The organism is Pseudomonas sp. SDO5522_S412, from assembly GCF_054071215.1.
In genome coordinates, this window is sequence record NZ_JBSVWQ010000076.1 from 1 (window position 1) to 26639 (window position 26639).

Sequence of the window (26639 nt, forward strand, 5' to 3'; positions counted from 1 at the left end):
GCTCCCACATTTGCTCGCATTCCAGAAGTGGAACTCGGTCGAATGTGGGAGCGGGCTTGCTCGCGAAAGGGCCGCACCAGGCGATATCAAGCCCGGAACTGCCCCAAGCTCGCCTTCAACTGCGCAGCCAACCCATCCAGCACCTTGCCACTGGCTGTAGTCTCTACCACCGCCTGAGCGGCCCGCTCTGCCTGGGCATGGATGATTTCCACCCGCCCACGCACCGCATGCGCACCCTGCGCCTGATGCTCAGCCGCCCGCGTCGCCAGGCCAATCGCTGCATGCACCTGCTCGACCGAGGCCTGCACCGACTGCTGCAGGCGCACGCTGTCGCGTAATACCAGCAAACCCTCGCTGGCCTGGCGCCCGGCCTTGCCGATGGTTTCCACGGCCTCACGGGCGCCTTGCTGCAAGGCCACGATGTGGGCCTGGATGTCGCCGGTAGAACTCTGGGTTTTACTGGCCAGGGCGCGAACCTCGTCCGCCACGACCGCAAAGCCGCGCCCGGTCTCACCGGCTCGCGCCGCCTCAATAGCCGCGTTGAGCGCCAGCAGGTTGGTTTGCTCGGCAATCCCGTGGATCACCGTCAACACCACCTCGATCTGCTCGCTCTGCTGCGCCAGCCGCTCGATCACCTTGGAACCGGCCTGCACCTGCCCCGCCAACGCCTCGATCAAGCTGCCGACTTCGGCTGAAGTGCGGGAATTTTCATCAGTCGCCTGGCGAATATCCACCACCTGCTGCAAGGCGGCCTGCATCGCATGGCTTTCCGCCTGGGCCTCATCCGCCATTTGCGACAGCGCCCGCAGGCTTTCGGCAACCTCATCACGCTGCAAGCCGGCGGCCGCATCGGCACCCGCATTGCGCAGGGTCATCGCGCCGATTTCCACGCCGGTACGCTGGGCCACATCACCGGCTTCACGCACGATCGGCTGCAATTTATCCACAAAGCGATTGACCGCCGAGGCCATGTCGCCGATTTCGTCCCGGCTGTTGATCTGCACGCGCTTGGTCAGGTCGCCCTCGCCTGCAGCCAAATCGTCCATCGCTGCAATCAGCAGCTTCAGGCGATTGACCACCCGACGGCCGAGCACTACAGCAATCAACAGCAATACACCAAAACCTACAACTGCCAGGCCCATGCCGATGCGCCAGCGCAAGGTGCCCGCCGCCTCTTGCACGGCGCTGGTGGTATTGGCGGTCATCTGGGTGGCGGTGGCTTGCGCCGACTGCAAACGCGCGCCCATGGCCGCCGCGCTGTCAGCCGCGGCACCCTTGAGGCTGTCGCCCACCAACTGGTCACCACTGGCAATCAGTGCAGCAAAACGCTTGTCCAGCGCGGCCAGGTCAGCCTCGACCGAGGCAGTCGAAACCCCCATGCGGACCTTGCCGATCTCTACGCCATTGGGGCTGATGGACGCTTCGACGTAGAACACCGAGGGATCATTCTTCGCCGCATCCAGCACTTTATCCAGGGCACGTTCGCCCTTGCCCTTTTCCAGCAGCGCCTGGTTGATCGGGTTTTCACGATTGAGGTAACGGGTCAGGTGCTCACCAGCCGCGTCGTCATACACCACAAACAACACGTTGGGATTGCGCTGGGCTCTGCGGGCAAACTCAGACAGCGTCGGCACGTCGCTGTCCCACATGGCGCGCGGCGCCACCGAGGCGAGCAGTTGCGCCATGTCATTGGCAGAGTCCTGCAGGTCTTTTTCCAGGGTCGCACGCAGTTGCTTCTGCTCTTCCTGCAGGCGCGTGGAAAGCCCCGCCGTCAGACGCTGGCGCGTGCTGGAAGACAGACTGTCCAGGCTGGATGTCACTTCCTTGCCGGCTTGCGCCAACTCGCCGGACAGTTTCTGGCTGTCGACGCCCAGGCGATTGCCCAAATCAGCTTCCAATGCAGTGACGGTGCTTCGCGTCAGGGCGACGGCCACCAGTACTTGCACCAAAAGAGCGATACCTAGGGTAACGAACACCGGCCGCAACAGCCGGCTTTGTAACAATGAGAGAACGGCAGACACTGGGAATCCCTCCACCACGGGTGCCATTAATTTGATAGCACCGCGAAAGAAAGAACCATAGCAAGGGTCGTGCCGTTTACCAGGCGGAAACGACAAAGGGCTCCCGAAGGAGCCCTTTGCTTTTTACATCAACAGCTTATTAAGCGAACGGGTGACGCAGAACGATGGTCTCGTTGCGGTCCGGGCCCGTCGAAATAATGTCGATCGGCGCACCGATCAGCTCTTCGACGCGCTTGATGTAAGCGCGGGCGTTGGCTGGCAGTTCTTCCAGGGTCTTGGCGCCCACGGTCGATTCGGTCCAGCCTGGCACTTCTTCGTACACAGGCTGCAGGCCTACGTAGCTGTCCGCGTCAGTCGGGGCAACGTCCTTGCCTTCCGCATCCTTGTAGCCGATGCAGATGTTGATGGTTTCCAGGCCGTCGAGTACGTCCAGCTTGGTCAGGCAGATGCCCGAGATGCTGTTCACATCGATAGCGCGACGCAGGATAACGGCGTCGAACCAGCCACAACGGCGGGCACGGCCGGTCGTCGCGCCGAACTCGTGGCCTTGTTTGGCCAGGTGCGCGCCGACGTCGTCGAACAGTTCAGTCGGGAATGGACCCGAACCTACACGCGTGGTGTATGCCTTGGTGATGCCGAGGATGTAGTCCAGGAACATCGGGCCAACGCCCGAACCCGTCGCAACGCCGCCAGCGGTGGTGTTGGAACTGGTGACGTAAGGGTAGGTGCCGTGGTCGATGTCCAGCAACGAGCCCTGGGCGCCTTCGAACATGATGTCTTTGCCGGCGCGACGCAGGTCGTGCAGCTCGGCAGTCACGTCCAGCATCAGCGGCTTGAGCAGCTCGGCGTATTCCTTGCACTCGGCCAGGGTCTTTTCAAACTCGATGGCCGGCTCTTTGTAGTAACCCACCAGCATGAAGTTGTGGTAATCCACCAGTTCACGCAGCTTGTCTTCAAAGCGCGGCATGTTGAGCAGGTCGCCCACACGCAGGCCACGACGTGCAACCTTGTCTTCGTAGGCCGGGCCGATGCCGCGACCGGTCGTGCCGATCTTCAGCTCGCCACGGGCCTTTTCACGGGCCTGGTCCAGCGCAACGTGGAAGGACAGGATCAGCGGGCAGGAAGGGCTGATACGCAGGCGCTCGCGCACTGGCACGCCTTTTTCTTCCAGCTTGGTGATCTCGCGCAGCAGGGCGTCAGGTGCAACCACCACGCCGTTGCCGATCAGGCACTGCACGCCTTCGCGCAGTACACCCGACGGGATCAGGTGCAAGACGGTTTTTTCGCCATCGATGACCAGGGTGTGGCCAGCGTTGTGGCCACCTTGGTAGCGCACTACGGCGGCAGCATGTTCGGTCAGCAGATCAACGATCTTGCCTTTGCCCTCATCACCCCATTGGGTGCCCAGGACTACGACATTCTTACCCATAACACTTGTCCTCATTCGCGCAAACTTGGTGCCGGCAGTGGCCGGCAGGAAAACTCAAGAAGCCAGTGGCGATACTTGCCAAAGCCCGTTCTGCTGAATCAATTGCCGGTCGCAGTCCGCTTCACGGGCGGCGGCCAATGGCTGCCCAGGCAAGGCCTGGACCACACGCTGACCCTCACTGCGCAACTGGCAAACCTGCTGCCAGAGTGCTGCGTCCGTACTGTCGGGCATCCAGATACCGCCAGACGGCAGTTCGACCTCAGCACGCCCCAGGGTCACCAGGGTTTTCAAATCGGTGGAAAAACCGGTCGCCGGACGAGCGCGACCGAAGTCGGCGCCGATATCGTCGTAACGACCGCCCTGGGCGATGGCCTGGCCAACACCCGGGACAAACACCGCAAACACCACACCGGTGTGGTAGTGGTAGCCGCGCAACTCACCCAAATCAAAATACAGCGGCAACTGCGGGAAGCGCGCAGACAACTGCTCGGCAATCGCCAGCACATCGTCCAGGGCCGCCAATACATCAGCCGGCGCATTCGCCAGGCGATCACGGGCGGCGGTCAGTACTTCACGGCCGCCACACAGATCCACCAGCGCACGCAGCATGCCGGCCAGGTCGGCAGGCACGCCCGCCGTCAGGGCAATCACTTCATCGATGGCCTTGCGCTGCAAGGCATCGAACAACTGTTGTTCCACTTCACCCGACAAGCCGGCCGCACGGGCCAGGCCGCGGTAGATACCGACATGCCCAAGGTCCATGTGCACATCCGGCACATCGGCCAATTGCAACATGGCCAGCATCAGGCTGATGACTTCCACGTCGCTGCTCGGGCTGGCATCACCGTACAACTCGGCGCCCAACTGGATCGGGCTGCGGGACGACGACAACGCACGCGGTTGCGCATGCAGCACGCTGCCGGCGTAGCACAGGCGGCTTGGCCCTTCGCGACGCAGGGTGTGCGCATCAATGCGCGCTACTTGCGGCGTGATGTCGGCACGAAAGCCCATTTGCCGGCCCGATTGCGGGTCGATGACCTTGAAGGTGCGCAGATCCAGGTCCTGGCCCGCGCCGGTCAGCAGGGATTCCAGGTACTCGATATGCGGAGTCACGACAAACTCGTAACCCCAGCTCTGGAACAGATCCAACACCTGGCGGCGCGCGATTTCAATGCGCGCAGCTTCTGGTGGCAGTACTTCTTCGATGCCATCTGGCAGCAGCCAGCGGTCTACCGTTGCCATTACGCCATTCCCCTATGATCCGGGCGGCCAGCCCTCGGGCGAGCCTTGAGTGAAGCAGAAAATACCCGGCCCCTGCATAAACCACGCGCAAGAGCGACGTGACGAACGACCAACAATCGGCCTCGTCGGGCACTTTCCTCGAAAAACCTGTGGCGCCTGCGGAGCAAAACCACAATCAAACATGCAGACGCAAAAAAGCCGGGAATTTCCCGGCTGCCGCATCATACACCCGTTTTCTGAAAGGATCACCCCGCCCGGCATTTTAGCCGCCCGACGGAGTGATTCTCAGACTACATGCGGGTTACTTGGACTTTTCCAGGTAGCGGAAGAAATCGCTACTTGGGTCCAGCACCATGACGTCGGTTTTGTTCGCGAAGCTTTCACGGTAGGCACGCAGGCTACGGTAGAACGCGTAGAACTCCTGATCCTGGCCATAGGCCTTGGCGTAGATCGAAGCGGCTTGAGCATCACCATCACCACGGGCCTCTTCAGACTCGCGATAGGCTTCAGCCAACAGTACGCGACGCTGACGGTCGGCATCCGCGCGGATCCCTTCTGCCAGTTCGTTACCCTTGGCGCGGTGCTCACGAGCCTCGCGCTCACGCTCGGTGCTCATACGCTCGAACACGCTGCGGTTCACTTCCTTCGGAAGGTCGATGGCCTTGACCCGAACATCGATCACCTCGATGCCCAGCTCTTTTTCCGCCATCGCATTCAACGAACGCGTGATGTCCGCCATCAGCGCGTCACGTTCACCGGATACCACCTCGTGCAGGGTGCGCTTACCAAACTGGTCACGCAGGCCCGATTCCAGACGGCGCGACAAACGCTCGTCGGCAATCTGCTTGAGGCCAGAGGTCGCGGTGTAGAAGCGCTCGGCATCCTTGACGCGCCACTTGGCGTAGGCGTCAACCATCACAGCTTTCTTTTCCAAGGTCAGGAAGCGTTGTGTCGGTGCATCCAGGGTCATCAGGCGGCCGTCGAACTTGCGCACCTGGTTGACGTAGGGGACTTTCACATGCAGGCCCGGCTGGACATCCGCCTGGACCACGCGACCGAATTGCAGCAACACCGCGCGCTCGGTCTGAGACACGATATAGAAGCAGTTCCAGGCAGCGATGACCACGACGACGCCCACAATCAGGGCGGTCAGCGATTTATTGCTCATCAACGACTCTCCCTGGTACGTGTTTGCTGTTGCAGCAAGTCAGCGGCCGCACGGGCGCTCGCTTCGTTGGCAGCAGCATTGGAACCGGCAGCCGGTGCGCTGGTGCTGCTACGACCACCTTCGATCATCTTGTCCAGCGGCAGGTACAGCAGATTGTTCTGCCCGCCCTTGCTGCCGGTCACGAGAACCTTGCTGGTGTTGCTGAAGACTTCCTGCATGGTGTCCAGGTACAGACGCTCACGGGTGACTTCCGGTGCCTTGCGGTACTCGGCCACCAGCTTGGTGAAACGATCTGCCTCACCCTTGGCGCGGGAGACCACTTCGTCGCGGTAACCGTTGGCATCCTCAAGGATGCGCTGGGCCTGGCCACGGGCTTCCGGCACCACGCCGTTGGCGTAGGTTTCAGCCTGGTTGCGCGAACGCTGCTCGTCTTCACGGGCACGGATCACGTCATCGAAGGCTTCCTGCACTTCACGCGGTGCCGCTGCGCTCTGTACGTTGACCTGGGTCACGGTGATACCGGTGCGGTACGTGTCGAGGAACCGTTGCAGGCGCTCCTTGATTTCGCTGGCCATCAATTCACGGCCTTCAGTCAGCACCTGGTCCATTGCGGTGGAACCCACCACGTGGCGCAGGGCGCTTTCGGTCGCATGTTGCAGGCTGATCTCCGGCTGGTCGACGTTCAGCACGAAGTCCTGCAGGTTGCTGATCTTGTACTGCACGGTCAGCGGCACTTCGACGATGTTCTCGTCTTCGGTCAGCATCTGGCCCTGCTTGGTGTAGGCACGCTCACGCGTGACGTTTTCCATGTACTTCTTGTCGATCGGCGGGAAGTAGATGTTCAGGCCAGGGCCGACAGTCTCGTAGTACTTGCCGAAGCGCAGCACCACGGCTTGCTCCTGCTCGTCCACCACATAGACGGCGCTGTACAGCCAGACGGCCGCCAGCACGACGAGGCCGATGCCGAGCAGGCCGTAACCACCGCCCTTGCTCGTACGACCGCCTTCGTCACCACCACGTTTTTTTCCACCACCGAACAACCCATTCAGGCTTTCCTGCAGCTTTCGGAAGGCCTCGTCGAGATCTGGTGGCCCCTTGCGGTCGCCATTATTGCGGCGTTTACCACCCCAAGGATCCTGATTATTCGAGTTGCCACCCGGCTCATTCCAAGCCATAGCGCTCTCCATCTGATAAAGCAAAGACGCACCCACGGCGCGCCGACCAATGCTACAGAATGCCTGTCACAGCGGCACAACCGCTTTCTCAGGCTTTTATTGCAAAGTGTGTTGTTCGATGAACTCTGTCGGCACAACGCCTTCACGGCTGACCAGCCGATTCAGCTCCGAGCGCGGCAATCGAACGGCCAGCAAGCTGACACCTTCTTCGTCGTGTTCTTCTTTCTGTACCGCGCCCAGCTCGAAAAACTGTGCACGCAGTCGAGCAAAACGCTGCGGCAAGCGCAAGGTGCCGACGAACAAATCGCTGCCCAACAGCTCGGCAATGGCTTGTTCAAGCAATTCCAGGCCACTGCCATCACGCGCCGACAGCCAGACCCGCTGGGGCTTGCCGTTTTCGTCGCGCTGGATTTGTGGCTCAACGCCTTCAAGCAAATCGAGTTTGTTATAGACCTCGAGGATCGGCAAGTCCTGGGCACCAATCTCGCCCAGCACCACCATGACCTGTTCAATCTGCAACATGCGATCCGGTTCGGCCGCATCGATCACGTGCAACAGCAGGTCGGAATTGCTCGACTCTTCGAGCGTAGACCGAAATGCCTCGACCAGCTTGTGGGGCAAGTGACGAATGAAACCCACGGTATCGGCCAGGACAATCGGCCCCAGGTCGTCCAGTTCCAGACGGCGCAAGGTCGGGTCGAGGGTCGCGAACAGTTGGTCGGCCGCGTACACATCCGATTTCGTCACGTTGTTGAAGAGTGTGGATTTGCCGGCGTTGGTATAGCCCACCAGGGAAACGGTCGGGATATCCGCACGCATACGGCCACGTCGCGATTGTTCGCGCTGGCTGCGCACCTTCTCCAGGCGGCCCTTGATCTGTCGCAGGCGGACCCGCAGCAGACGCCGGTCGGTTTCCAGCTGGGTTTCACCCGGGCCGCGCATGCCGATGCCGCCACCCTGGCGCTCAAGGTGAGTCCAGCCACGAACCAGCCGGGTGCTCATGTGGTCAAGCTGGGCCAGTTCTACCTGGAGCTTGCCTTCATGGGTACGGGCGCGTTGAGCGAAAATATCGAGAATCAGACCCGTGCGGTCGATCACGCGACACTCGAAAACTCGTTCGAGGTTACGTTCCTGACTGGGCGTGAGGATGTGATTGAAAATCACCAGATCGGCCTTTTCGGCGTGGACCAGGTCGCGCAGTTCCTCGACCTTGCCGCTGCCGATCAGGAATTTGGCGGTTGGCCGATGACGCGGCACGTTAAAAAACGCGACGGTCTCGGCGCCGGCCGAATTTGCCAACTCCTGAAACTCCTGCGGATCTTCGCGCGCCTCAGGGTCCTGTCCATCCAAGTGAACGAGGATTACTCGCTCACCACCACCGTGGCGCTCAAAGAACAAAGGAGACTCCTATCAGGCGTTACCTGGTGCAGGCTCGGCGTCACCCTGTTCTTCGGTTGCGCTAGGCAGACGAATTGGACGAACCGGCACTACGGTCGAGATAGCGTGCTTGTAAACCATTTGGCTTACGGTGTTTTTCAGCAGGATCACGAACTGGTCGAACGACTCGATCGTACCTTGCAGCTTGATACCGTTGACCAGATAGATGGAAACCCCAACTTTCTCTTTACGTAAAGTATTCAAGTAAGGGTCTTGTAGCGAATGCCCTTTTGACATGTGCCGCACTCCTTTAAGGATCAATAATAAAAATCGGAAAATAGATAGCTCATGGCCGTCACACCCCCAAGGATAGACGGCAATTGCAAGGACTCAGCTCAATATGGAGACCGTTCCCAAGTATTTCAAGGCGCGTGACAGATTGTCGCTGTCCAGGCTGTCCAGCCAGTGCAAATCGCTCCAACTGCGCAACCAGGTGAACTGACGCTTCGCCAATTGGCGCGTGGCAATGATGCCGCGCTCCTGCATTTCGGCTGACGTCAGCTTGCCATCCAGATGATCCCAGACTTGGCGGTAGCCTACAGCACGTATCGAAGGCAGCCCTGGATGCAGGTCACCTCTTGAACGCAGTGCTACGACCTCCTCCACAAACCCCTGTTCCAACATAATTGTGAATCTTTGTGCAATTCGTTCATGCAGCACCTGGCGATCCGTCGGAGCGATGGCCAGATTCGCCACAGTATAGGGCAATTGTGAGTGTCCCGAGGCGCCTGCTTCAGCACTTTGCGCAGTTTGTTTCAGCCTGTGTTCAGTCATGGTCTGGCCACTGACCCGCCAGACTTCCAACGCTCGCGTCAGGCGCTGGGGGTCATTGGGATGAATTCGCGCGGCGGAAACCGGATCCACAATGGCCAACTGATCGTGCAAGGCCTGCCAGCCAAGGCGCGCAGCCTCTTCTTCAAGTTCGGCGCGCACCTGTGGATCAGCTGGCGGCATATCAGCCAGACCTTCCTGCAAGGCCTTGTAGTAGAGCATCGTGCCGCCGACCAGCAGCGGAATCTTGCCCCGCGCGGTGATATCGGCCATGGCGGCCAGCGCATCGGTGCGAAAATCCGCCGCCGAATAGCTCTCGCTGGGATCAATAATGTCGATCAACCGGTGCGGATACTGGGCCAGCAGCTCTTTTGAAGGTTTGGCAGTGCCGATGTCCATGTCCCGGTAAACCAGTGCAGAGTCGACACTGATCAACTCGCACGGCAAGACCTTGGTCAGCTCGATGGCCAGGTCGGTCTTGCCGGCGGCCGTCGGGCCCATCAGGAAGATTGCGGGGGGCAAGGCACTCATCAACGGCCGCGCAAGAACAGTTTGTCCAGGTCGTCCAGGCCCATCTGGGTCCAGGTCGGGCGGCCATGGTTGCACTGGCCGCTGCGCTCGGTGTTTTCCATGTCCCGCAGCAGGCCGTTCATTTCCGGCAAGGCCAGCCGGCGGTTGGCGCGGATGGCGCCGTGACAGGCCATGGTGCCGAGCAGTTCATTGATGTGGGCCTGGATCCGGTCACTGGTGCCGTATTCCATCAGGTCCGCCAGTACGTCGGCCACCAGCCGGTTGGCCTCTGCCTGCTTGAGCAAAGCCGGAATCTGGCGGATAGCCAGGGTTTCCGGCCCCAGGCGTTGCAGCTCAAAGCCCAGCTTCTGGAACACGCTGACGTGCTCTTCGGCGCAATCCGCTTCCCGCTGGCTGACCGCCAGGGATTCCGGCACCAGCAGCGGCTGGCCGCTCAGGCCTTCGCTGGCCATGGCGATCTTCAGGCGCTCGTACATGATCCGCTCGTGGGCGGCGTGCATGTCCACCAGCACCAGGCCATGGGCGTTTTCCGCAAGAATATAAATACCCTTGAGCTGTGCCAGCGCGTAACCCAACGGCGGCACGTCGCCCTGGCCGTCCGGCAACGCGGCAGCACCTGGCTCGGCGCCGGGTAGCGGCGCGAAAAACTCGCGATAGGCCGCCTGGGCCTCGGCCACCGGCACCGCCGATTGCGGACGCGGGGTGTACTGGTATTGATAACCGGCGCCGGCGCCTGAACCAGGTGCGGTATAGCTCGGCTGGGCTTGCGGCGATTGCAGCAGGTTGGCCGCCAGGCTCATTTCGCCCTGGGGCCCGAACTCGCCGGCTTCCGGCCCTGAAGGACGGACAACAGCCGTGACAATCGGCGCCGCCAGGTGATCATCCGGCCGCACATCGCCCAAGGCGCGGTGCAGGGTGCCGTAAAGAAAGTCGTGGACCATGCGACCGTCACGGAAGCGCACTTCGTGCTTGGTCGGGTGCACGTTGACGTCGACCACCGACGGGTCGACCTCGAAAAACAGCACAAACGTCGGATGCCGCCCGTTGAACAGCACGTCGCGATACGCCTGGCGCACCGCGTGGGCCACCAGCTTGTCGCGCACCGCCCGGCCATTCACGAAGAAATACTGCATGTCCGCCTGGCTACGGGAGAAAGTCGGCAAACCCACCCAACCCCACAGTCGCAGGCCATTGCGTTCGATCTCGATCGGCAGCGCCTGCTCCAGGAACCCCGCGCCGCAGATGGCCGAGACACGCCGCGCACGGGCCGCATCATCATGGGCCTCGTGCAGGCTGAGGATGGTCTTGCCGTTGTGGCGCAGGTGGAAAGCCACATCAAACCGGGCCAGGGCCAGGCGCTTGATGACTTCCTGCAGGTGATCGAATTCGGTTTTTTCGGCCTTGAGGAATTTACGCCGGGCCGGGGTATTGAAGAACAGGTCGCGTACTTCCACCGAGGTGCCCACCGGATGTGCCGCCGGCTGGACCCGGGGCGCCATGTCGCGGCCTTCGGTTTCAACCTGCCAGGCCTGGTCGGCGTCGCGGGTGCGGGAAGTCAGGGTCAGGCGAGCCACGGAGCTGATGGAGGCCAGGGCCTCACCACGAAACCCGAGGCTCATCACCCGCTCCAGGTCTTCCAGGTCACGAATCTTGCTGGTGGCGTGACGGGCCAGGGCCAGCGGCAGGTCATCGGAGGAAATCCCGCTGCCGTCGTCGCGCACTCGCAGCAGCTTGACGCCGCCTTGCTCAACATCGACATCAATGCGCCTGGCGCCGGAGTCGATACTGTTTTCCAGCAACTCCTTGATCACCGACGCTGGCCGCTCGACCACCTCACCCGCCGCGATCTGGTTGGCGAGACGCGGGCTTAGCAGCTCGATGCGCGAGGTATTGCTCAAGACTGTTTCGCTCATTATTGCGCCGCCAGTTCAGTGCCCGGGATGGTCAACACCTGGCCGACCTTCAATTCATCGGTCTTGAGGTTGTTGGCACTGCGCAAGGTTGCCGCTGACACCTGGAAGCGCACCGCCAGCATCGCCAGGGTGTCGCCCGGCTGCACGCGATGGTCACGCGGGCCCTGGGCGATTTTCCCGGAGTCACGCAGCCAGGCTATATAAGTGCCCGGCGGCGGGTTCTGCTGGAAGAACTGGCGAACACCGGCGCTGATGGACCGCGCCAACGCCTGCTGGTGGCTGGCCGAGGCCAGTTTCGAGGCTTCGTTGGAGTTGGAGATAAACCCGGTTTCCACCAGGATCGACGGAATATCCGGCGACTTGAGCACCATGAACCCGGCCTGTTCCACGCGCTGTTTGTGCAGCGAGGTGACGCGACCAATGTTGCTCAGGACTTTCTGCCCCACGTTCAGGCTGGAGGTCAGCGAGGCAGTCATCGACAGATCGAGCAATACGCCAGCGAGCATCTTGTCCTTGTCGTCGAGGGATACGTTGCCAGCCCCGCCGATCAAGTCGGAACGGTTTTCACTGTCCGCCAGCCAGCGGGCGGTCTCGGACGTAGCGCCGCGATCAGACAGGGCAAACACCGAGGCACCAAACGCCGCGGCCGAAGGTGCGGCGTCGGCGTGGATCGAGACGAACAGGTCGGCGCCCTTCTTGCGGGCGATTTCGGTACGGCCACGCAGCGGAATAAAGTAGTCGCCGGTCCGGGTCAGCTCGGCGCGGTAGCCTTTCATGCCATTGATCTGGCGCTGCAGTTCGCGGGCGATGGCCAGTACTACGTCTTTTTCATGCTGGCCGCGCGAGCCCGAGGCACCCGGGTCTTCGCCGCCGTGACCGGCATCGATGACCACGATAATGTCACGTTTGCCCGCCGGAGCCGGTGGCAGCGGCGGCAATTTGACCTGGGGTTGCGACTGGTTGACCGGCACCGCAGGTATCGTCGCGACGCTTGGAGTTGGCGCAGGCGGCGGCGCGGCATCGGCGGCGTTGTCGAACAGGTCGACCACCAGCCGGTTGCCATACTGCGCGTTGGGCGCCAGCACGAAGCTTTTCGGGGTCACGGCCTTTTTCAGGTCGATGACCACCCGCAGGTCGGTCGGCGTACGCTGGGCCGAGCGCATCGCGGTAATCGGGGTATTGGCCATGGCGACTTTCAACGGCGCGGCCAGGGTCGCACCGTTGATATCAATCACCAGGCGATCAGGCGCCGTGAGGGTGAAGACGCTGTGCTGAACCGGGCCAGACAGGTCGAATACCAGTCGCGTGTTATCCGGTGCCCGCCACAGGCGAACACTTTTCACCTGTGAGGCCGCCAGTGCATTGAAAGTCATTGCCGCAAGCAACACCCCTACGACAGTAACCAACGCGCGAAAGCGCATACCTAACCCCATCAATTATTTGAATTCCAATGCCAAGGCGGCGCACCACGACTCGCCGCGCGCGCTCTGGGACAACAACTTCAGCTGACGTCCTTGCTTATGCGGGGTAATGGTAATGGTCAGGTCCGGCTTTGGCAAAAAGCCTGTGCCTTTATCTGGCCACTCGATCAGGCACAAGGCGTCCTCATCGAAGTAATCACGAATGCCCATGTATTCCAGTTCTTCCGGGTCCACCAGGCGATACAGGTCGAAGTGGAACGCTCGTACGTCACCGATTTCGTAGGGTTCTACCAAGGTGAACGTAGGGCTTTTCACAGCACCCGCGTGCCCCAACCCGCGAATGATGCCCCGGGACAAGGTGGTTTTTCCGGCGCCGAGATCGCCTTCCAGAAAGATCAGCCCTGAGCCTTGAGTGACCCGGGCAATACGGTTGCCCAAGGCGACCATGGCGTCTTCATCAGGCAGGAAAAGAACTACTTCAGACACGGCGATTGCTCCTCCAGCAACTGACGAATGGCAGGAATCAGGTCACTGGCGGCCAGCCCGCGACCGTAGGTACCCTGGCGATCTCCGGCAGTGGCATGCAGCCAGACCGCCAGGCAGGCGGCATCAAATGCCGGCATGCCTTGCGCCAGTAAAGCACCGACCAGGCCGGCCAACACATCGCCCAGGCCAGCGGTCGCCATCGCAGGATGGCCCTGATCGCAGCGGGCAACCCGACCGTCCGGGCTGGCGATCAAGCTGCCGGCGCCCTTGAGGATGGCCACCGCATTGAATTTCTGACTCAAGGCGCGCGCCACGTTAAGGCGGTCGGCCTGAACCTCGGCTGTCGAAATACCCATCAAGCGGGCCGCTTCGCCAGGATGCGGAGTGATCACGCAATTGGCCGGCAGGCTGACGCTGCCCGCCGCCAGCAGGTTCAAGGCATCGGCGTCCCAGACTTGCGGCTGCCTGGCATTGGCCGCTACCGACAGCAGGCTTTTGCCCCAGGAGACCTCGCCCAGGCCCGGGCCGATGACGATCACGGAAATCTTTTCCAGCAGGCCCATCAATTGATTGGCCGAGTGCACGCCCACCGTCATCACTTCCGGCAACCGCGCCAGCGCCGCACCGACGTGTTCGCTACGGGTCGCCAGGGAAACCATGCCGGCACCACTGCGCAGGGCACTTTCAGCACTGAGCAAGGCGGCGCCGCCAAAACCGCGGTCGCCGCCGATCAGCAATACATGGCCGAACTGGCCTTTATGGGCGTCCGGGGAACGCGCAGCGAGTTGCGGCAATTGGCCGGGCAACAGGTGCTGAACGTCGGGTATTTCGTGTTTTGTCTGCGGCATGCGTCTTCAAGCTCCGATGTCTGGCAGAATTATACGCATCTAACCTGCGGTTTCTCTTGTTCATGCCTGCTATTACCTACGACCTGCCCGCCCTCGCCCAATCGATCAAAGACTGGGGCCGCGAGCTGGGCTTTCAACAAGTGGGCATCAGCGGCCTCGACCTCGCCGAGCATGAACAGCACCTGCAACGCTGGCTCGACGCCGGCTACCACGGCGAAATGGACTACATGGGCGCCCACGGCAGCAAGCGCTCACACCCGGAGGAGCTGGTACCCGGCACCTTGCGCGTGGTCTCACTGCGCATGGACTACTTGCCGGGCGACACCCAAATGGCCCAACTGCTGGCCAAACCCGAAAAAGCCTACATCTCCCGCTACGCCCTGGGCCGCGACTACCACAAGCTGATCCGCAAGCGCGTGCAGCAACTGGCCGACCGCATCCAGGCGCAAATCGGCCCGTTCGGCTTCCGCGCCTTTGTCGACAGCGCCCCCGTGCTGGAAAAAGCCATCGCCGAGCAGGCCGGGCTGGGCTGGATCGGCAAGAACACCCTGGTACTCAATCGCAAGGCGGGCAGTTACTTCTTCCTGAGCGAGCTGTTTGTCGACCTGCCGTTGCCGGTCGACCCACCCCACGCCACCGAACATTGTGGCCGCTGCACCGCCTGCCTGGATATCTGCCCTACCAATGCCTTCGTCGGGCCCTACGTGCTGGACGCCCGGCGCTGCATTTCCTACCTGACCATCGAGCTGAAAAGCGCGATCCCCGAAGAACTGCGCCCACTGATCGGCAATCGGGTATTCGGCTGCGATGACTGTCAGATCGTTTGCCCGTGGAATCGTTTCGCGCGGCCTACCGACGAACGCGATTTCAAGCCACGGCACAACCTGGATAACGCAGAGCTCGCCGAGTTGTTTATGTGGGACGAGGACAAATTCCTCAGCAGCACCGAAGGTTCTCCCCTGCGCCGCGCCGGCTATGAGCGCTGGCTGCGCAACCTGGCGGTGGGCCTGGGCAATGCGCCATCAAGCATTCCGGTGCTGGAAGCGCTGAAGGCGCGTCGGGAATACCCCTCGGAACTGGTGCGCGAACATGTGGAATGGGCGCTGAACCAGCACGCCGAACGTCAGTGCACGTCGTCGTTGTAGACGAACTTGGGCATTTCCCAGTGAAAACGGATCGCCAGCAGGCGCAATAGAAAGCCGCTGAACAGCGTCAGCAGGATCGATTGCTCACTTGGCAGCTCAAGGTAGATGCACAGCATGTAGAACCAGGCGGCCAGGAACGACACGCTGGCGTACAGCTCGCGGCGGAAGATCAACGGAATGTCGTTGCAGAAGATATCCCGCAGGATGCCGCCGAATACCCCGGTGATCACACCGCTGACTGACGCCACCAGCATGCCGTGGCCCATTTCCAGGGCGGTCATGCTGCCGATCAGGGTGAAGGCCACCAGGCCCACGGCGTCCAACGCGAGGAACAGCGACCGCAGGTGGCGCATCAATGGAGCGATGAAGATGGTCACCAGGGCCGCGACGGAGGTCAGCACCAGGTACTCCGGGTGTTTGACCCAGGTCAGCGGGTAGTGGCCGAGCAACACGTCACGCACCGAACCGCCGCCCAGCGCCGTCACGCAGGCGATCAGCACCACACCGAACCAGTCCATCCCGCGCCGCCCGGCGGACAAGGCGCCCGTCATGGCTTCGGCGGTGATGGCGATGAGGTAGAGCATCAGCAGCATGGTGGCGATCCTTGCAAAGAGGCGCGCAGTCTAATCATTTGGTGATGGCACCAAAAGGGGGCGAGCGCTGAAGAGTTTAAAGCTCTTGCTGATGTGGCGAGAGAGCTTGCTCCCGCTGGACTGCGCAGCAGTCCCATTTTTCAGGGCCGCTTCGCAGCCCAGCGGGAGCAAGCTCCCTCGCCACAAAAACGCCTCACCACGACTCAAGTCAGAACCTGATGAAATGCTTGCGGTAATGCTGCAGCTCGGCAATCGACTCGCGAATATCGTCCAGCGCCAGGTGGGTGCTGCCCTTGTGGAAGCTGTCTTTGACTTCCGGCGCCCAGCGCGCGGCCAGCTCCTTCAAGGTCGACACGTCCAGGTTGCGGTAGTGGAAGTAGCTTTCCAGCGCCTTCATGTGGGTATAGAGAAAGCGGCGGTCCTGGCAAATGCTGTTGCCGCAGATTGGCGACTTGCCCTTGGGTACCCACTTTTCCAGGAAGGCGATGGTTTCGGCTTCAGCCTCGGCCATGCTCACGCGGCTGTCGCGCACACGCTGGGTCAGGCCCGAGTTGCCGTGGGTGCGGGTGTTCCACTCGTCCATGGTGGCCAGCACCGCGTCGCTGTGGTGAATGGCGATCACCGGACCTTCGGCCAAGGTGTTGAGGTTGCTGTCGGTGACAATGGTCGCCATCTCGATGATGACGTCGGTGTCAGGGTTCAGACCGGTCATTTCCAGATCGATCCAAATCAGGTTCTGTGGGTTTTGCATGTCGTGGTTCCTTGGCACCTTGGCGTAGCTGCGCAGTTTAGCAGGCAGGGCGTGCTAGACTCGCGACCGTTTCACCTAACCTTTGCATTATCGACACGGAACACCAATGGCCAAACGCCAGCTCAACCGTCGCCAAAACTGGCGCATCGAAAAGATTCAGGGCGAACGCGCTGCCCGCGCCGCCAAACGTGAATCCTCCGCCGTGGAAGCGCTTGAGGGCGGCGACCTGGGCCCCGAGCAAACGGGCCTGGTGATCGCGCACTTCGGTGTGCAGGTCGAAGTCGAGGCCACCGAAGGCGATCACGCCGGCCAGGTGTTCCGTTGCCACCTGCGCGCCAACCTGCCAGCGCTGGTGACCGGCGACAAGGTGGTATGGCGTGCCGGCAACCAGGGCATCGGCGTGATCGTCGCCCAGTTGCCGCGCACCACCGAACTGCGTCGCCCCGACAGCCGTGGCCAGCTCAAGCCGGTAGCGGCCAACGTCGACATGATCGTCATTGTCTTCGCGCCACTGCCCGAACCCCATGCCAACCTGATTGACCGCTACCTGGTAGCCGCCGAACACGCCGGCATTCGCCCGCTGTTGCTGCTGAACAAATTCGACCTGATCGACGAACAGAACGCCCCGGCGCTCAACGCGTTGCTGGCGGTGTACCGCACCCTCGGCTACCCGGTGCTGGAAGTCTCGGCGCATCACGGCAATGGCATGGAACAGTTACAGACTGAACTGGACGGGCGCATCAGCGTGTTCGTCGGCCAGTCGGGTGTGGGCAAGTCGTCTCTGGTCAACAGCCTGTTGCCGGAAGTCGAAACCCGTGTTGGCCCGCTGTCGGAGCTGTCCGGCCAGGGCACCCACACCACCACCACCGCGCGATTGTTCCACTTTCCGGGCGGCGGCGAGTTGATCGACTCCCCCGGCATCCGTGAATTCGGCCTGGGCCATGTGAGCCGTGCCGATGTTGAAGCGGGCTTTATCGAGTTCAACGACTTGATCGGCACCTGCCGCTTCCGTGACTGCAAACATGACCGCGAGCCGGGTTGCGCCCTGCTCAAGGCACTGGAAGACGGCCGCGTGCAGCAGCAGCGAATGAACAGCTATCGCTCGATCATCGCCAGCTTGCCCGAGACCAGCTATTAACATGTAGGAGCGAGCTTGCTCGCGAAAAGCTTGAGGGCGCCGCGTGCATTCAGAGAGCACGCGTCATCGTTAACGTCCATCGCGAGCAAGCTCGCTCCTACAGGATGTAGCAGATACAAAAAGGCCGCGATCATCGCGGCCTTTTTGTACCTGCTTACGAGCCAGTGGCTGGCTGAGTCGGATCCTTCACACCGCCATCGTCAAACAGGTTCAGCTTCTGCCGCAGCTCATGGGCTGGCAGCGGCTCCTGCTCCGGCGGCAGTGCGTTCGGGTCTGCCGGCACTTCGCCCGGCGCGCCTTCACCCTGGGTCGGTACCGGTGGCGTCGCAGGCGGGTCACCTTCAATTGCACGCTGGGCCTTTTTGGTCAGCACGACGATATCGATGCGTCGGTTGATCGGATTGAACGGATCCTTGGGATCAAACAGCTGCGAGGAAGCAAACCCCACCACCCGTGCCACTTGCGGGTCCGGATAGCTGCCGGCCACCAGTGCACGGCGCGCGGCATTGGCCCGGTTGGCCGAGAGCTCCCAGTTGCCGAAGTCGCCCTGGCCTGCATACGGCTTGGCGTCGGTGTGGCCGCTGATGCTGATCTTGTTCGGCACCGCCTTGATGGTGTCGGCCATGGCCAGCAGGATGTCTTCAAAGTACGGCTTCAAGCGTGCACTGCCGGAATCGAACATCGGCCGGTTGGCGGCGTCCGTGATCTGGATGCGCAAGCCATCCGGGGTGATCTCGAAGGAAATCTGGTCCTTGAACTTCAGCAGTTGCGGGTTTTCCTCAACCTTGGTTTGCAGTTCCTGCAGCAGCAATTCCAGGCGTTCCTGCTCGACCTGTTCGGCCATGCTCTCGACGGTGTCGCGCTCGATCGGGATCTTTTCCTGGGGCGAGTCGGTCTTGATTTCCGGGTTGATGGTGCGCTCTGGCGCCAGTTGCGGCGAACCACCGAGGTCGATCACAAAAGGCGTGCCGCTCTCGGAGAAACCGATGGGGTCCTTGAAGTAACCGGCGATGGCGATCTTCTGTTCCGGCGTGGCGGTGGACATCAGCCACAGCACCAGGAAGAACGCCATCATCGCCGTCGCAAAGTCGGCGAAGGCGATTTTCCAGGCGCCGCCATGGTGCCCCGCAGCGAAGCGCTTGACGCGCTTGATGATGATCGGCTGGTTGTTTTCCATGGCTTAGCGACCGCGAACCGCTTGTTCCAGCTCAGCGAAGCTTGGACGGTGCTTCGGATACAGAACCTTGCGCCCGAACTCCACCGCCAGCGATGGCGGCATGCCGGAAGCCGAAGCCACCAGGCAGGCCTTGATGGCTTCGTACAGATTCACTTCTTCCTTGGCATCGTGGGCCAGGGACGTGGCCAGCGGGCCGAAGAAACCGTAGGCCGCGAGAATACCGAAGAAGGTACCTACCAGTGCCGCACCTACGTGCATGCCGATGGCTTTCTGGTCGCCTTCACCGAGGGAGGCCATCGTCACCACGATCCCGAGCACCGCGGCAACAATACCGAAACCGGGCATGCCGTCGGCGATGCCGGTCACGGCATGGGATGGGTGCTCCAGCTCTTCCTTGAGGCTGAACAGTTCCATGTCGAACAGGCCTTCCAGCTCATGGGGCGCCATGTTGCCGGACGACATGATGCGCAGGTAATCACAGATGTAGGCGGTCATGCGCTCGTCTTTGAGCACGGCCGGGTACTTGGCGAAAATCGGGCTCGCCGCGGCGTCCTCGATGTCGCCTTCGATGGCCATCATGCCTTCGCGGCGGCTCTTGTTGAGGATCTCGTAGATCAGCCCCAACACTTCCAGGTAGAAGGTGTGGGAGAAGCGCGAGCTGAACATGCCCAGCGACTTCTTGATCACGTGCATCGTCATGTAGCCGGGGTTGGCCTGCAGGAATGCGCCGAACGCCGCACCGCCGATAATCAGCACTTCGAAAGGCTGGATCAGCGCCGCAATCTTGCCGTGGGAAAGGACGTATCCGCCGAGCACGCTCGCGATGACGACGATGATGCCGATAATTTTAGCCATAGGGGATGAGTACTTGCGCCGTCGGGTTCAGGGTCATATTCGCAAGAGTTGAAAACTCTTGTTCTACTTATCGGCAAATCTGCGCCAGACTATAGCCCGTTATGGCGAAAAACCAGTTCGGCCCGTCCCGGGCGTGTTGACCGCAAGTGATGATCGCGCCCCAATCATGGCAAATGAAACGACAGTCCCAACTCAAAAACCCGCCACCCTCGCCGCTTGGATAAAGCGCCTGGACGATGTGCTGTTGCCTGTTCCACAGGCGAGCCACGACCGGGTTTGCAAGGCCATCGGCGACAACCGCAGTTCGTTGCGGGATATTGCAGAGCTGATGCAGAACAGCCCGGCGCTGGTGCTGAGCGTGATGCGCGAGGCCAATAACCAGGCCCACGGCAGCCTCGCGGAGCCGGCAGAAAACCTCGAAGTGGCGATCAATCGCCTCGGCCTCAAGCGCACCGAGGAGCTGCTGCGGCGCCTGCCTTCCGTGCCGCTGAATGAAATCCCCGTGGCTCTGCGCCAGCTGCAGATGATCAGCCAGCACGCTTCGCAACAAGCCAGCGGCCTGTTCGCCAGCCGCCTGGCGCGGTTGTGGCAAGACATTCACTGGGGCAGCCTGCTGTTCCTTTCGCCGCTGTGGCCGATGGCGATTGCCTATCCCAAGCTGCTGGAAGAATGGGAGCTGCGGGTGATTCACAAGGGTGAATCGGCCCGCACAGTCGAACAGGAGCTGTTCGGCGTACGCCTGCTGGACCTGTGCCTGGGGTTGACCAACACCTGGCGCCTGCCGATCTGGGTATCCCAGGGTTATACGTTGCTGCTGACGGAACAACGCTTGCTGGTCAAGGCGCTGAGCATTGCCCGTGAAGACGAGCCGTTGCGCCAACAGCAGTTGCTGGATGCCGACCCGAACCTGCGTCGCTGGCTGAACCAGCCGGCCAACACTGTGCTGTTGGCCAACGGCCTGGCGCTGGCGGCGCAGGAGTCCTGGACCTGCCCGCACACCCAGCGCTGGCAATACCTCACTGCGCTTTACCTGCAACAACCGTTGGCCGAAGTGCAGCAACAGTCCCACCAACACGCGGCGATCAGCGCCCGCAGCACCCTGATGCGCGACCTGTGGCACCCGGCGCTGTCGTTGATCTGGCCATGGGATGTGCAGCGCGTTCACCACGGTTTGCTGCCGGCCCCCCCGCCCACCGCCGAGTCCCTGGCGATCTGGCGCAAGCGCTGCACCGAATTGCTCGTAGAGCCGAGCCGCTTTGCCAATGCCATGCACCTGACCACCTGCGCCAAGGAAGCCCTCGTGGCCTGCGGCATGCAACGGGTGATGCTGCTGATGGCGGACAAAACCTTGAGCACCTTGCGTGTGCATCAAGTCGACGGCCTGCCGAAGGACGCCGACCACATGAGCCTCGACGTGGCGCAAAGCACCCTGCTGCAACGCCTGCTGGCCAAGTCCGCCCAGGTGCGCCTCAACCCCGACAACCACGCCCAGTTCTCGGCACTGCTGCCGCCGGAACTGCGCCGCCTGTTCAAGGGCGAACACCTGCTGCTGCGCTCCCTGAGCTGCAATGGCCGGGTGGTGATGCTGATGGTGGCCGACCAGGGCGGCGGGCCGTTCTCGGAAACCACCGTGCAGGCCTTCGGCAAAACCGCCCAATGCATCGAAAAGGCCCTGCACAGCTTTACCAACCGCAGTGCCTGACGCTTGCGCTACAATCGCCCTCCCTTAGCGCCCAATTTTTATGCCCAGGAGACCTCACATGCCTGACTTCTCTGGCTTGCCGCTGGTCATCGAGGCCAGTGACCTGCTCGGTCGCCTCGATGCCGAACACCTGATCCTGGTGGACCTCACCAGCGCTGCGCGTTACGCCGAAGGGCATATCCCCGGCGCACGTTTCGTTGATCCAAAACGCACCCAACTGGGCCAGCCACCGGCGCCGGGCCTGCTGCCGGGCAAGTCCGATCTTGAAAAGCTGTTCGGCGAACTGGGCCACACCCCGGATGCCACCTACGTGGTGTATGACGACGAAGGCGGTGGCTGGGCCGGGCGATTCATCTGGATGCTCGACGTCATCGGCCACAAGAAGTACCACTACCTCGACGGCGGCCTGCTGGCGTGGCTGGAAGAAAAACACCCAGTGTCCACCGAGGTACCGGCCAGCGCCGGCGGCCCGGTCAGCCTGACGTTGCATGAAGAACCCACCGCCACCCGCGAATACCTGCAAAGCCGTCTCGGCGCTGCCGACCTCGGCATCTGGGACGCCCGTGGCCCGCTGGAATACTCCGGCGAGAAAGTCCTCGCGGCCAAGGGTGGACACATCCCGGGCGCGGTGAACTTCGAATGGACCGCCGGCATGGACAAGGCACGCCAACTGCGCATCCGCCGCGACATGCCGCAGATCCTCGAAGACCTCGGGCTGACCCGCGACAAAGAAATCATCACCCACTGCCAGACTCACCATCGTTCTGGCTTCACCTACCTGGTGGCCAAGGCGCTCGGTTATCCGCGAGTCAAAGGTTATGCCGGTTCCTGGGGCGAATGGGGCAACCACCCCGACACCCCCGTTGAGATTTAAGGTTTAAGGACAGTTAATGAAAAAGCAGTTGTTCATCCTCAGCCAGTATTTGCTGCCCCACCACCTGCTGTCGCGTCTGGCCGGTTGCATTGCCGAATGCCGCGTGCGCTGGTTCAAGAATGCGTTCACCAGCTGGTTTGCCAAGCGTTATCAAGTGGACATGTCCCAGGCCCTGGTTGAAGACGTGACCGCTTACGAGCACTTCAACGCCTTCTTCACCCGCGCACTGAAAGACGGTGCACGCCCGCTGGATCAGACCCCAGGCGCGGTGTTGAGCCCGGCCGATGGCGCGGTCAGCCAGTTGGGCCCGATTGAACATGGCCGGGTGTTCCAGGCCAAGGGCCACAGCTTCAGCGTGCTGGAATTGCTGGGCGGCGATGCGGCGGTGGCTGCGCCGTTCATGGGCGGCGATTTCGCCACTGTTTACCTGTCGCCGAAGGACTACCACCGGGTGCATATGCCATTGGCCGGCACCCTGCGGGAAATGGTTTATATCCCTGGCCGAATCTTCTCGGTGAACCAGACCACGGCCGAAAATGTGCCGGAGTTGTTTGCACGTAACGAGCGTGTTGCCTGCATTTTCGACACCGAACGTGGCCCGATGGCCGTGGTGCTGGTGGGTGCAATGATCGTGGCGTCGATTGAAACCGTATGGGCCGGCCTGGTTACACCGCCGAAGCGCGAACTGAAAACCTTCCGCTACGACGAAGCTGCCCGCGGGCCGATCCATCTGGAAAAAGGCGCGGAACTGGGACGTTTCAAGCTGGGTTCGACGGCGATCGTGCTGTTTGGGCCGGACCAGGTGACATGGTCGGCAGAAATGCGCGCGGGGACGCCGGTGCAGATGGGCCAGGGCATGGGTTTACCGAAAGCCTGACCTAGCGATCATTCCCACGCTCTGCGTGGGAATGCATCCCGGGACGCTCCGCGTCTCAACCTCAAAATCGGACGCGGAGCGTCCAGGGCGGCGTTCCCACGCAGAGCGTGGGAACGATCTTCAGAGCTGACCGTCGCGGTCGCGAAAGCCCAACAGGTACAACACGCCATCCAGCCCTAAAGTCGAAATCGCCTGCTTGGCCGATTGCTTGACCAGCGGCTTGGCCCGGAACGCCACACCCAACCCGGCAATCGCCAGCATCGGCAAGTCATTTGCCCCGTCGCCGACCGCAATGGTCTGCTCCAGACGCAACCCTTCCTTGTGTGCCAATTCCCGCAACAGGTCAGCCTTACGCTGTGCGTCGACAATCGGCTCCACGGCCACACCCGTCACCTTGCCGTCCACCACTTCCAGCTCGTTGGCGAACACATAGTCGATACCCAGCTTGGCCTGCAATTGCTTGGCGAAGTAGGTGAAACCGCCCGACAGGATCGCGGTCTTGTAGCCCAGGCGCTTGAGTTCGGCGAACAGGGTTTCGGCGCCTTCGGTCAGGCGCAGCGAGGCGCCGATGGAGTCCAGCACGCTGACGTCGAGGCCTTTGAGCAGCGCCAGGCGCTCCTTGAAGCTGGCTCGGAAATCCAGCTCACCAGCCATCGCACGCTCGGTAATTTCCGAAACCTGCTCACCTACACCGGCAGCCTTGGCCAATTCGTCGATGACTTCGGCTTCGATCAGCGTCGAGTCCATGTCGAACACCGCCAGGCGGCGATTGCGGCGGAACAGCGAGTCTTCCTGGAAGGCGATATCGACATTCAGCTCCTGGGCAACGCTCAGGAATTCGGCACGCAGGGCCTGGGGATCTGCCGGCTCACCGCGTACGGAGAACTCAATGCAGCCCTTGCCCTTGTCCGCCGGCGTGTCCAATGGCATGCGACCCGACAGACGGTCAATGTGGTCGATATTCAAACCGTACTGAGCCGTGATCGAACTGACACGCTGCAGTTGCTCGGCCGTCACCTTGCGAGTCAACAGCGTCACGATGTGGCGTTTTTTGCCCTGGCCGGCTACCCAGCTCTGGTAATCCTCTTCGGACACCGGGGTGAAACGCACCTGCTGATCGAGCTTATACGCCGTAAACAGGATGTCCTTGAGCACGGACGAGGCCTGCTCGGTGCTGGGAATTTCCACCAGGATGCCGAACGACAGCGTGTCGTGAATCACTGCCTGGCCGATGTCGAGAATGTTCACACCACCCTGGGCCAGAACACCGGTAATGGCTGCAGTGAGACCCGGACGGTCCTCACCTGTGATGTTAATCAGGACAATTTCGCGCAAAGCGCACCCCCGAGCTGGAAAAAAACCGCATTCTACCCACTTTCAGTGACCATCGGGCACAGCCAGCGCTTTGCCGGTCTTGGGCCTGTCGCTATACTGCGCGTCAACTTCACGGACTAAAGAGCCGAGCTTAAGTGAACCGGCCCACGCCAGTAAAAACCGATAACTTCTTCCTGCTGATCTTCCGGGCACTGCGTCACCGCCGTGTACCGATCGCATTACGCATCGCCAGCCATAACGTGATCCTGGTCGCCCTGGCCCTGGTCATCTACGCCTGCGTGATGGGTTTGCAGTTCAAGCAGGCCATGCACGAGCAAGCCGACGCTTTGGGCGAGAGCCTGACCACCCAGACCGCCACCTCGGCGACTGAGTTGTTGGTGTCCAACGACATCCTCAGCCTCAACGTGCTGCTCAACAACCTGACCAAGAACCCGCTGGTGGCCCACGCTGCTATCTATAGCGTGGACAACCGGATCATGGCCGAAGCCGGGCAACGTCCGAAAAACGGCCTGCTGGGTGAAGCCGAAGGCCTGTACCAGAGCAATATCACGTTTCAGGACGTGAAGGCCGGCCAACTGCGCATCAGCCTGGACATGCAACAGTTCCAGCAGCCGATGACCATCAGCCTGCAAAGCATGGGTATCTTGAGTGCGATCCTGCTGGCACTGTCCCTGGCCTTGAGCCTGCGCCTGGGCCGGCATATCTCCACGCCACTGATGCAACTGCGCATCTGGCTGCGGGATATCGATGAACACACCCCGGCCACCGACCGCCAGGACGAAATCGGCGACCTCGCCCGCCAACTGCACACCAGCTTCGCGCCGGAGCCCGTAGTGCCCGAGGTTGAACCCGAGCCCGAGTTCGACGACACCGACTACGAAGACGACGAGCCCGAGTTTGAAGTGCGCAACCTGCGGGACCCGAGCTTCGACGAGTCTGCGCCGGTAGCGGCCCAAAAGCCGGCGACCCGTCATGTGATCAAGGCAGAAGAAGACGAACTGGACGAAGAAGACCCGTTCGCCGATCTTCGCGATACTTCAGTGCCAACCGCTCCTGCTGTGCAGCCTGCTCCGGTGCGCAGCACCCAGCCCCAGCACAGCGCCGTATTGGCCGTGCAACTGGGCGCACAGGATCAACTGCGTCGCTTGCCGCGGGCACGCCTGACCGAGCTGCTGGAACGTTATCGTGACTGCCTCGACCAGGCGGCCTCGCTGTATCAGAGCGAACTGCACACCCTGAACGACGGCAGCACCTTGATGCTGTTCCACAGCGAAGACAGCGGCGAAGACTACCTGACCAACGCCATCTGCTGCGGTGAACTGCTGCGGGCCCTGGGCCATGCGCTGCAAATCGAAGTGGCCGACAGCGGCATCACCCTGCAACTGCAATTGGGCCTGACGGTGGGCGACGATCTGTATGGCATGAGCCAGATCGATCTGCTCCTGACCGAGATTGCCCAGGATGCGCTGGCCTTGTCGCAACACAGCCGCAACCTGCTGCTGGTGGAACGCAAGATCAGTGACGACGTGCTGATTCGCCAGCGTGCGCGGATCCGCCCGATTGCCAGCCCTGAAGGTGCGTGCTGTGTGGAGCGGTTGATGGAGCCTTACCCGTCGATGCTTGAGCGCCAGCTGGCGCGGATGCATGAGACGCGGGCGAAGAACTAAAGAACAACGCAAATCAATGTGGGAGCGGGCTTGCTCGCGAAAGCGGCCTGTCAGTCAGCCTAAGTATCGACTGATCCGCCGCC

The 26639-nt window shown here is 61.6% G+C and carries 22 protein-coding genes and 3 pseudogenes; 6 read left to right on the forward strand and 19 right to left on the reverse strand.

Features of this window, described 5'->3' with window-relative positions:
* Nucleotides 1-86: 86 nt before the first annotated feature.
* From ACW9I6_RS16960 to ACW9I6_RS17020, 13 genes and pseudogenes are all read right to left on the reverse strand, one after another.
* Nucleotides 87-602: pseudogene (locus tag ACW9I6_RS16960) on the reverse strand (methyl-accepting chemotaxis protein); the annotation flags it as partial.
* 390 nt (nucleotides 603-992) lie between these two features.
* Nucleotides 993-2048: pseudogene (locus tag ACW9I6_RS16965) on the reverse strand (methyl-accepting chemotaxis protein); the annotation flags it as partial.
* Nucleotides 2049-2160: 112 nt separating this feature from the next.
* The gene (locus tag ACW9I6_RS16970; RefSeq protein ID WP_003217505.1) at nucleotides 2161-3450 is read right to left on the reverse strand and encodes an adenylosuccinate synthase; all 1290 of its coding nucleotides are present in this window, start codon (nucleotides 3448-3450) and stop codon (nucleotides 2161-2163) included.
* A gap of 54 nt (nucleotides 3451-3504) precedes the next feature.
* Nucleotides 3505-4692: an ATP phosphoribosyltransferase regulatory subunit gene (locus ACW9I6_RS16975; RefSeq protein ID WP_003217507.1), complete on the reverse strand. Its 1188-nt coding sequence runs from the start codon at nucleotides 4690-4692 to the stop codon at nucleotides 3505-3507.
* A 301-nt stretch (nucleotides 4693-4993) separates the two neighbouring features.
* Entirely contained in the window at nucleotides 4994-5860 is an 867-nt protein-coding gene (gene hflC / locus ACW9I6_RS16980) for a protease modulator HflC (protein WP_003217510.1), read from the reverse strand.
* Entirely contained in the window at nucleotides 5860-7035 is a 1176-nt protein-coding gene (gene hflK, locus ACW9I6_RS16985; protein ID WP_003217512.1) for an FtsH protease activity modulator HflK, read from the reverse strand. The genes hflC and hflK overlap by 1 nt, the downstream gene beginning before the upstream one ends.
* Nucleotides 7036-7131: 96 nt before the next feature.
* Nucleotides 7132-8433 (reverse strand): ribosome rescue GTPase HflX, encoded by a 1302-nt coding sequence (hflX, locus tag ACW9I6_RS16990; RefSeq protein WP_003217514.1) that lies wholly within the window; start codon nucleotides 8431-8433, stop codon nucleotides 7132-7134.
* A 12-nt stretch (nucleotides 8434-8445) separates the two neighbouring features.
* Complete coding sequence (hfq, locus tag ACW9I6_RS16995; protein WP_003217515.1) at nucleotides 8446-8709, reverse strand: RNA chaperone Hfq; 264 nt, start codon at nucleotides 8707-8709, stop codon at nucleotides 8446-8448.
* 93 nt (nucleotides 8710-8802) lie between these two features.
* Nucleotides 8803-9774: a tRNA (adenosine(37)-N6)-dimethylallyltransferase MiaA gene (gene miaA / locus ACW9I6_RS17000; RefSeq protein ID WP_177028648.1), complete on the reverse strand. Its 972-nt coding sequence runs from the start codon at nucleotides 9772-9774 to the stop codon at nucleotides 8803-8805.
* On the reverse strand, nucleotides 9774-11672 hold the full coding sequence (mutL, locus tag ACW9I6_RS17005) for a DNA mismatch repair endonuclease MutL (protein ID WP_457339576.1): 1899 nt from the start codon (nucleotides 11670-11672) through the stop codon (nucleotides 9774-9776). The genes miaA and mutL overlap by 1 nt, the downstream gene beginning before the upstream one ends.
* Before the next feature lie 14 nt (nucleotides 11673-11686).
* The gene (locus ACW9I6_RS17010) at nucleotides 11687-13120 is read right to left on the reverse strand and encodes an N-acetylmuramoyl-L-alanine amidase (RefSeq protein ID WP_202948682.1); all 1434 of its coding nucleotides are present in this window, start codon (nucleotides 13118-13120) and stop codon (nucleotides 11687-11689) included.
* Nucleotides 13121-13123: 3 nt separating this feature from the next.
* On the reverse strand, nucleotides 13124-13594 hold the full coding sequence (gene tsaE / locus ACW9I6_RS17015; protein WP_003217524.1) for a tRNA (adenosine(37)-N6)-threonylcarbamoyltransferase complex ATPase subunit type 1 TsaE: 471 nt from the start codon (nucleotides 13592-13594) through the stop codon (nucleotides 13124-13126).
* Nucleotides 13582-14442 (reverse strand): NAD(P)H-hydrate dehydratase, encoded by an 861-nt coding sequence (locus tag ACW9I6_RS17020; protein ID WP_003217526.1) that lies wholly within the window; start codon nucleotides 14440-14442, stop codon nucleotides 13582-13584. Before ACW9I6_RS17020 ends, tsaE begins: the two co-directional genes overlap by 13 nt.
* Nucleotides 14443-14504: 62 nt before the next feature.
* Here ACW9I6_RS17020 and queG point away from each other — a divergent pair, with 62 nt between their 5' ends.
* Nucleotides 14505-15587, forward strand: a complete 1083-nt coding sequence (queG, locus tag ACW9I6_RS17025; RefSeq protein ID WP_177080390.1) for a tRNA epoxyqueuosine(34) reductase QueG — start codon at nucleotides 14505-14507, stop codon at nucleotides 15585-15587.
* Here the strand turns inward: queG and ACW9I6_RS17030 are convergent.
* Both ACW9I6_RS17030 and orn read right to left on the reverse strand, forming a co-directional pair.
* Complete coding sequence (locus ACW9I6_RS17030; protein ID WP_003217528.1) at nucleotides 15566-16180, reverse strand: trimeric intracellular cation channel family protein; 615 nt, start codon at nucleotides 16178-16180, stop codon at nucleotides 15566-15568. The genes queG and ACW9I6_RS17030 overlap by 22 nt on opposite strands.
* Before the next feature lie 208 nt (nucleotides 16181-16388).
* A complete protein-coding gene (gene orn, locus ACW9I6_RS17035) occupies nucleotides 16389-16931 on the reverse strand; it encodes an oligoribonuclease (RefSeq protein WP_102604273.1) in 543 nt (180 codons plus the stop codon).
* 106 nt (nucleotides 16932-17037) lie between these two features.
* Between orn and rsgA the strand changes: the two genes are divergently transcribed.
* Nucleotides 17038-18069, forward strand: coding sequence for a small ribosomal subunit biogenesis GTPase RsgA (gene rsgA / locus ACW9I6_RS17040; protein ID WP_003217530.1), 1032 nt, complete (start codon nucleotides 17038-17040; stop codon nucleotides 18067-18069).
* A 2-nt stretch (nucleotides 18070-18071) separates the two neighbouring features.
* Here the strand turns inward: rsgA and ACW9I6_RS17045 are convergent.
* From ACW9I6_RS17045 to motA, 3 genes and pseudogenes are all read right to left on the reverse strand, one after another.
* Nucleotides 18072-18203: pseudogene (locus tag ACW9I6_RS17045) on the reverse strand (outer membrane lipoprotein carrier protein LolA); the annotation flags it as partial.
* Between the two features lie 20 nt (nucleotides 18204-18223).
* On the reverse strand, nucleotides 18224-19246 hold the full coding sequence (gene motB / locus ACW9I6_RS17050) for a flagellar motor protein MotB (protein WP_003217531.1): 1023 nt from the start codon (nucleotides 19244-19246) through the stop codon (nucleotides 18224-18226).
* 3 nt (nucleotides 19247-19249) lie between these two features.
* Entirely contained in the window at nucleotides 19250-20101 is an 852-nt protein-coding gene (motA, locus tag ACW9I6_RS17055) for a flagellar motor stator protein MotA (protein WP_003217532.1), read from the reverse strand.
* Nucleotides 20102-20267: 166 nt separating this feature from the next.
* Between motA and ACW9I6_RS17060 the strand changes: the two genes are divergently transcribed.
* From ACW9I6_RS17060 to asd, 3 genes are read left to right on the forward strand one after another with little or no spacing between them, the layout of a single operon-like run.
* Nucleotides 20268-21803 (forward strand): HDOD domain-containing protein, encoded by a 1536-nt coding sequence (locus tag ACW9I6_RS17060; protein ID WP_003217533.1) that lies wholly within the window; start codon nucleotides 20268-20270, stop codon nucleotides 21801-21803.
* A 58-nt stretch (nucleotides 21804-21861) separates the two neighbouring features.
* On the forward strand, nucleotides 21862-22677 hold the full coding sequence (locus tag ACW9I6_RS17065) for a rhodanese-like domain-containing protein (protein ID WP_003217534.1): 816 nt from the start codon (nucleotides 21862-21864) through the stop codon (nucleotides 22675-22677).
* Nucleotides 22678-22693: 16 nt separating this feature from the next.
* Complete coding sequence (gene asd / locus ACW9I6_RS17070; protein WP_457339575.1) at nucleotides 22694-23554, forward strand: archaetidylserine decarboxylase; 861 nt, start codon at nucleotides 22694-22696, stop codon at nucleotides 23552-23554.
* Nucleotides 23555-23674: 120 nt separating this feature from the next.
* Here asd and serB read toward each other — a convergent pair whose 3' ends face one another.
* A complete protein-coding gene (gene serB / locus ACW9I6_RS17075; RefSeq protein ID WP_003217536.1) occupies nucleotides 23675-24889 on the reverse strand; it encodes a phosphoserine phosphatase SerB in 1215 nt (404 codons plus the stop codon).
* 134 nt (nucleotides 24890-25023) lie between these two features.
* Here serB and ACW9I6_RS17080 point away from each other — a divergent pair, with 134 nt between their 5' ends.
* Complete coding sequence (locus tag ACW9I6_RS17080; RefSeq protein ID WP_008439111.1) at nucleotides 25024-26556, forward strand: AhpA/YtjB family protein; 1533 nt, start codon at nucleotides 25024-25026, stop codon at nucleotides 26554-26556.
* Nucleotides 26557-26639: the final 83 nt, after the last annotated feature.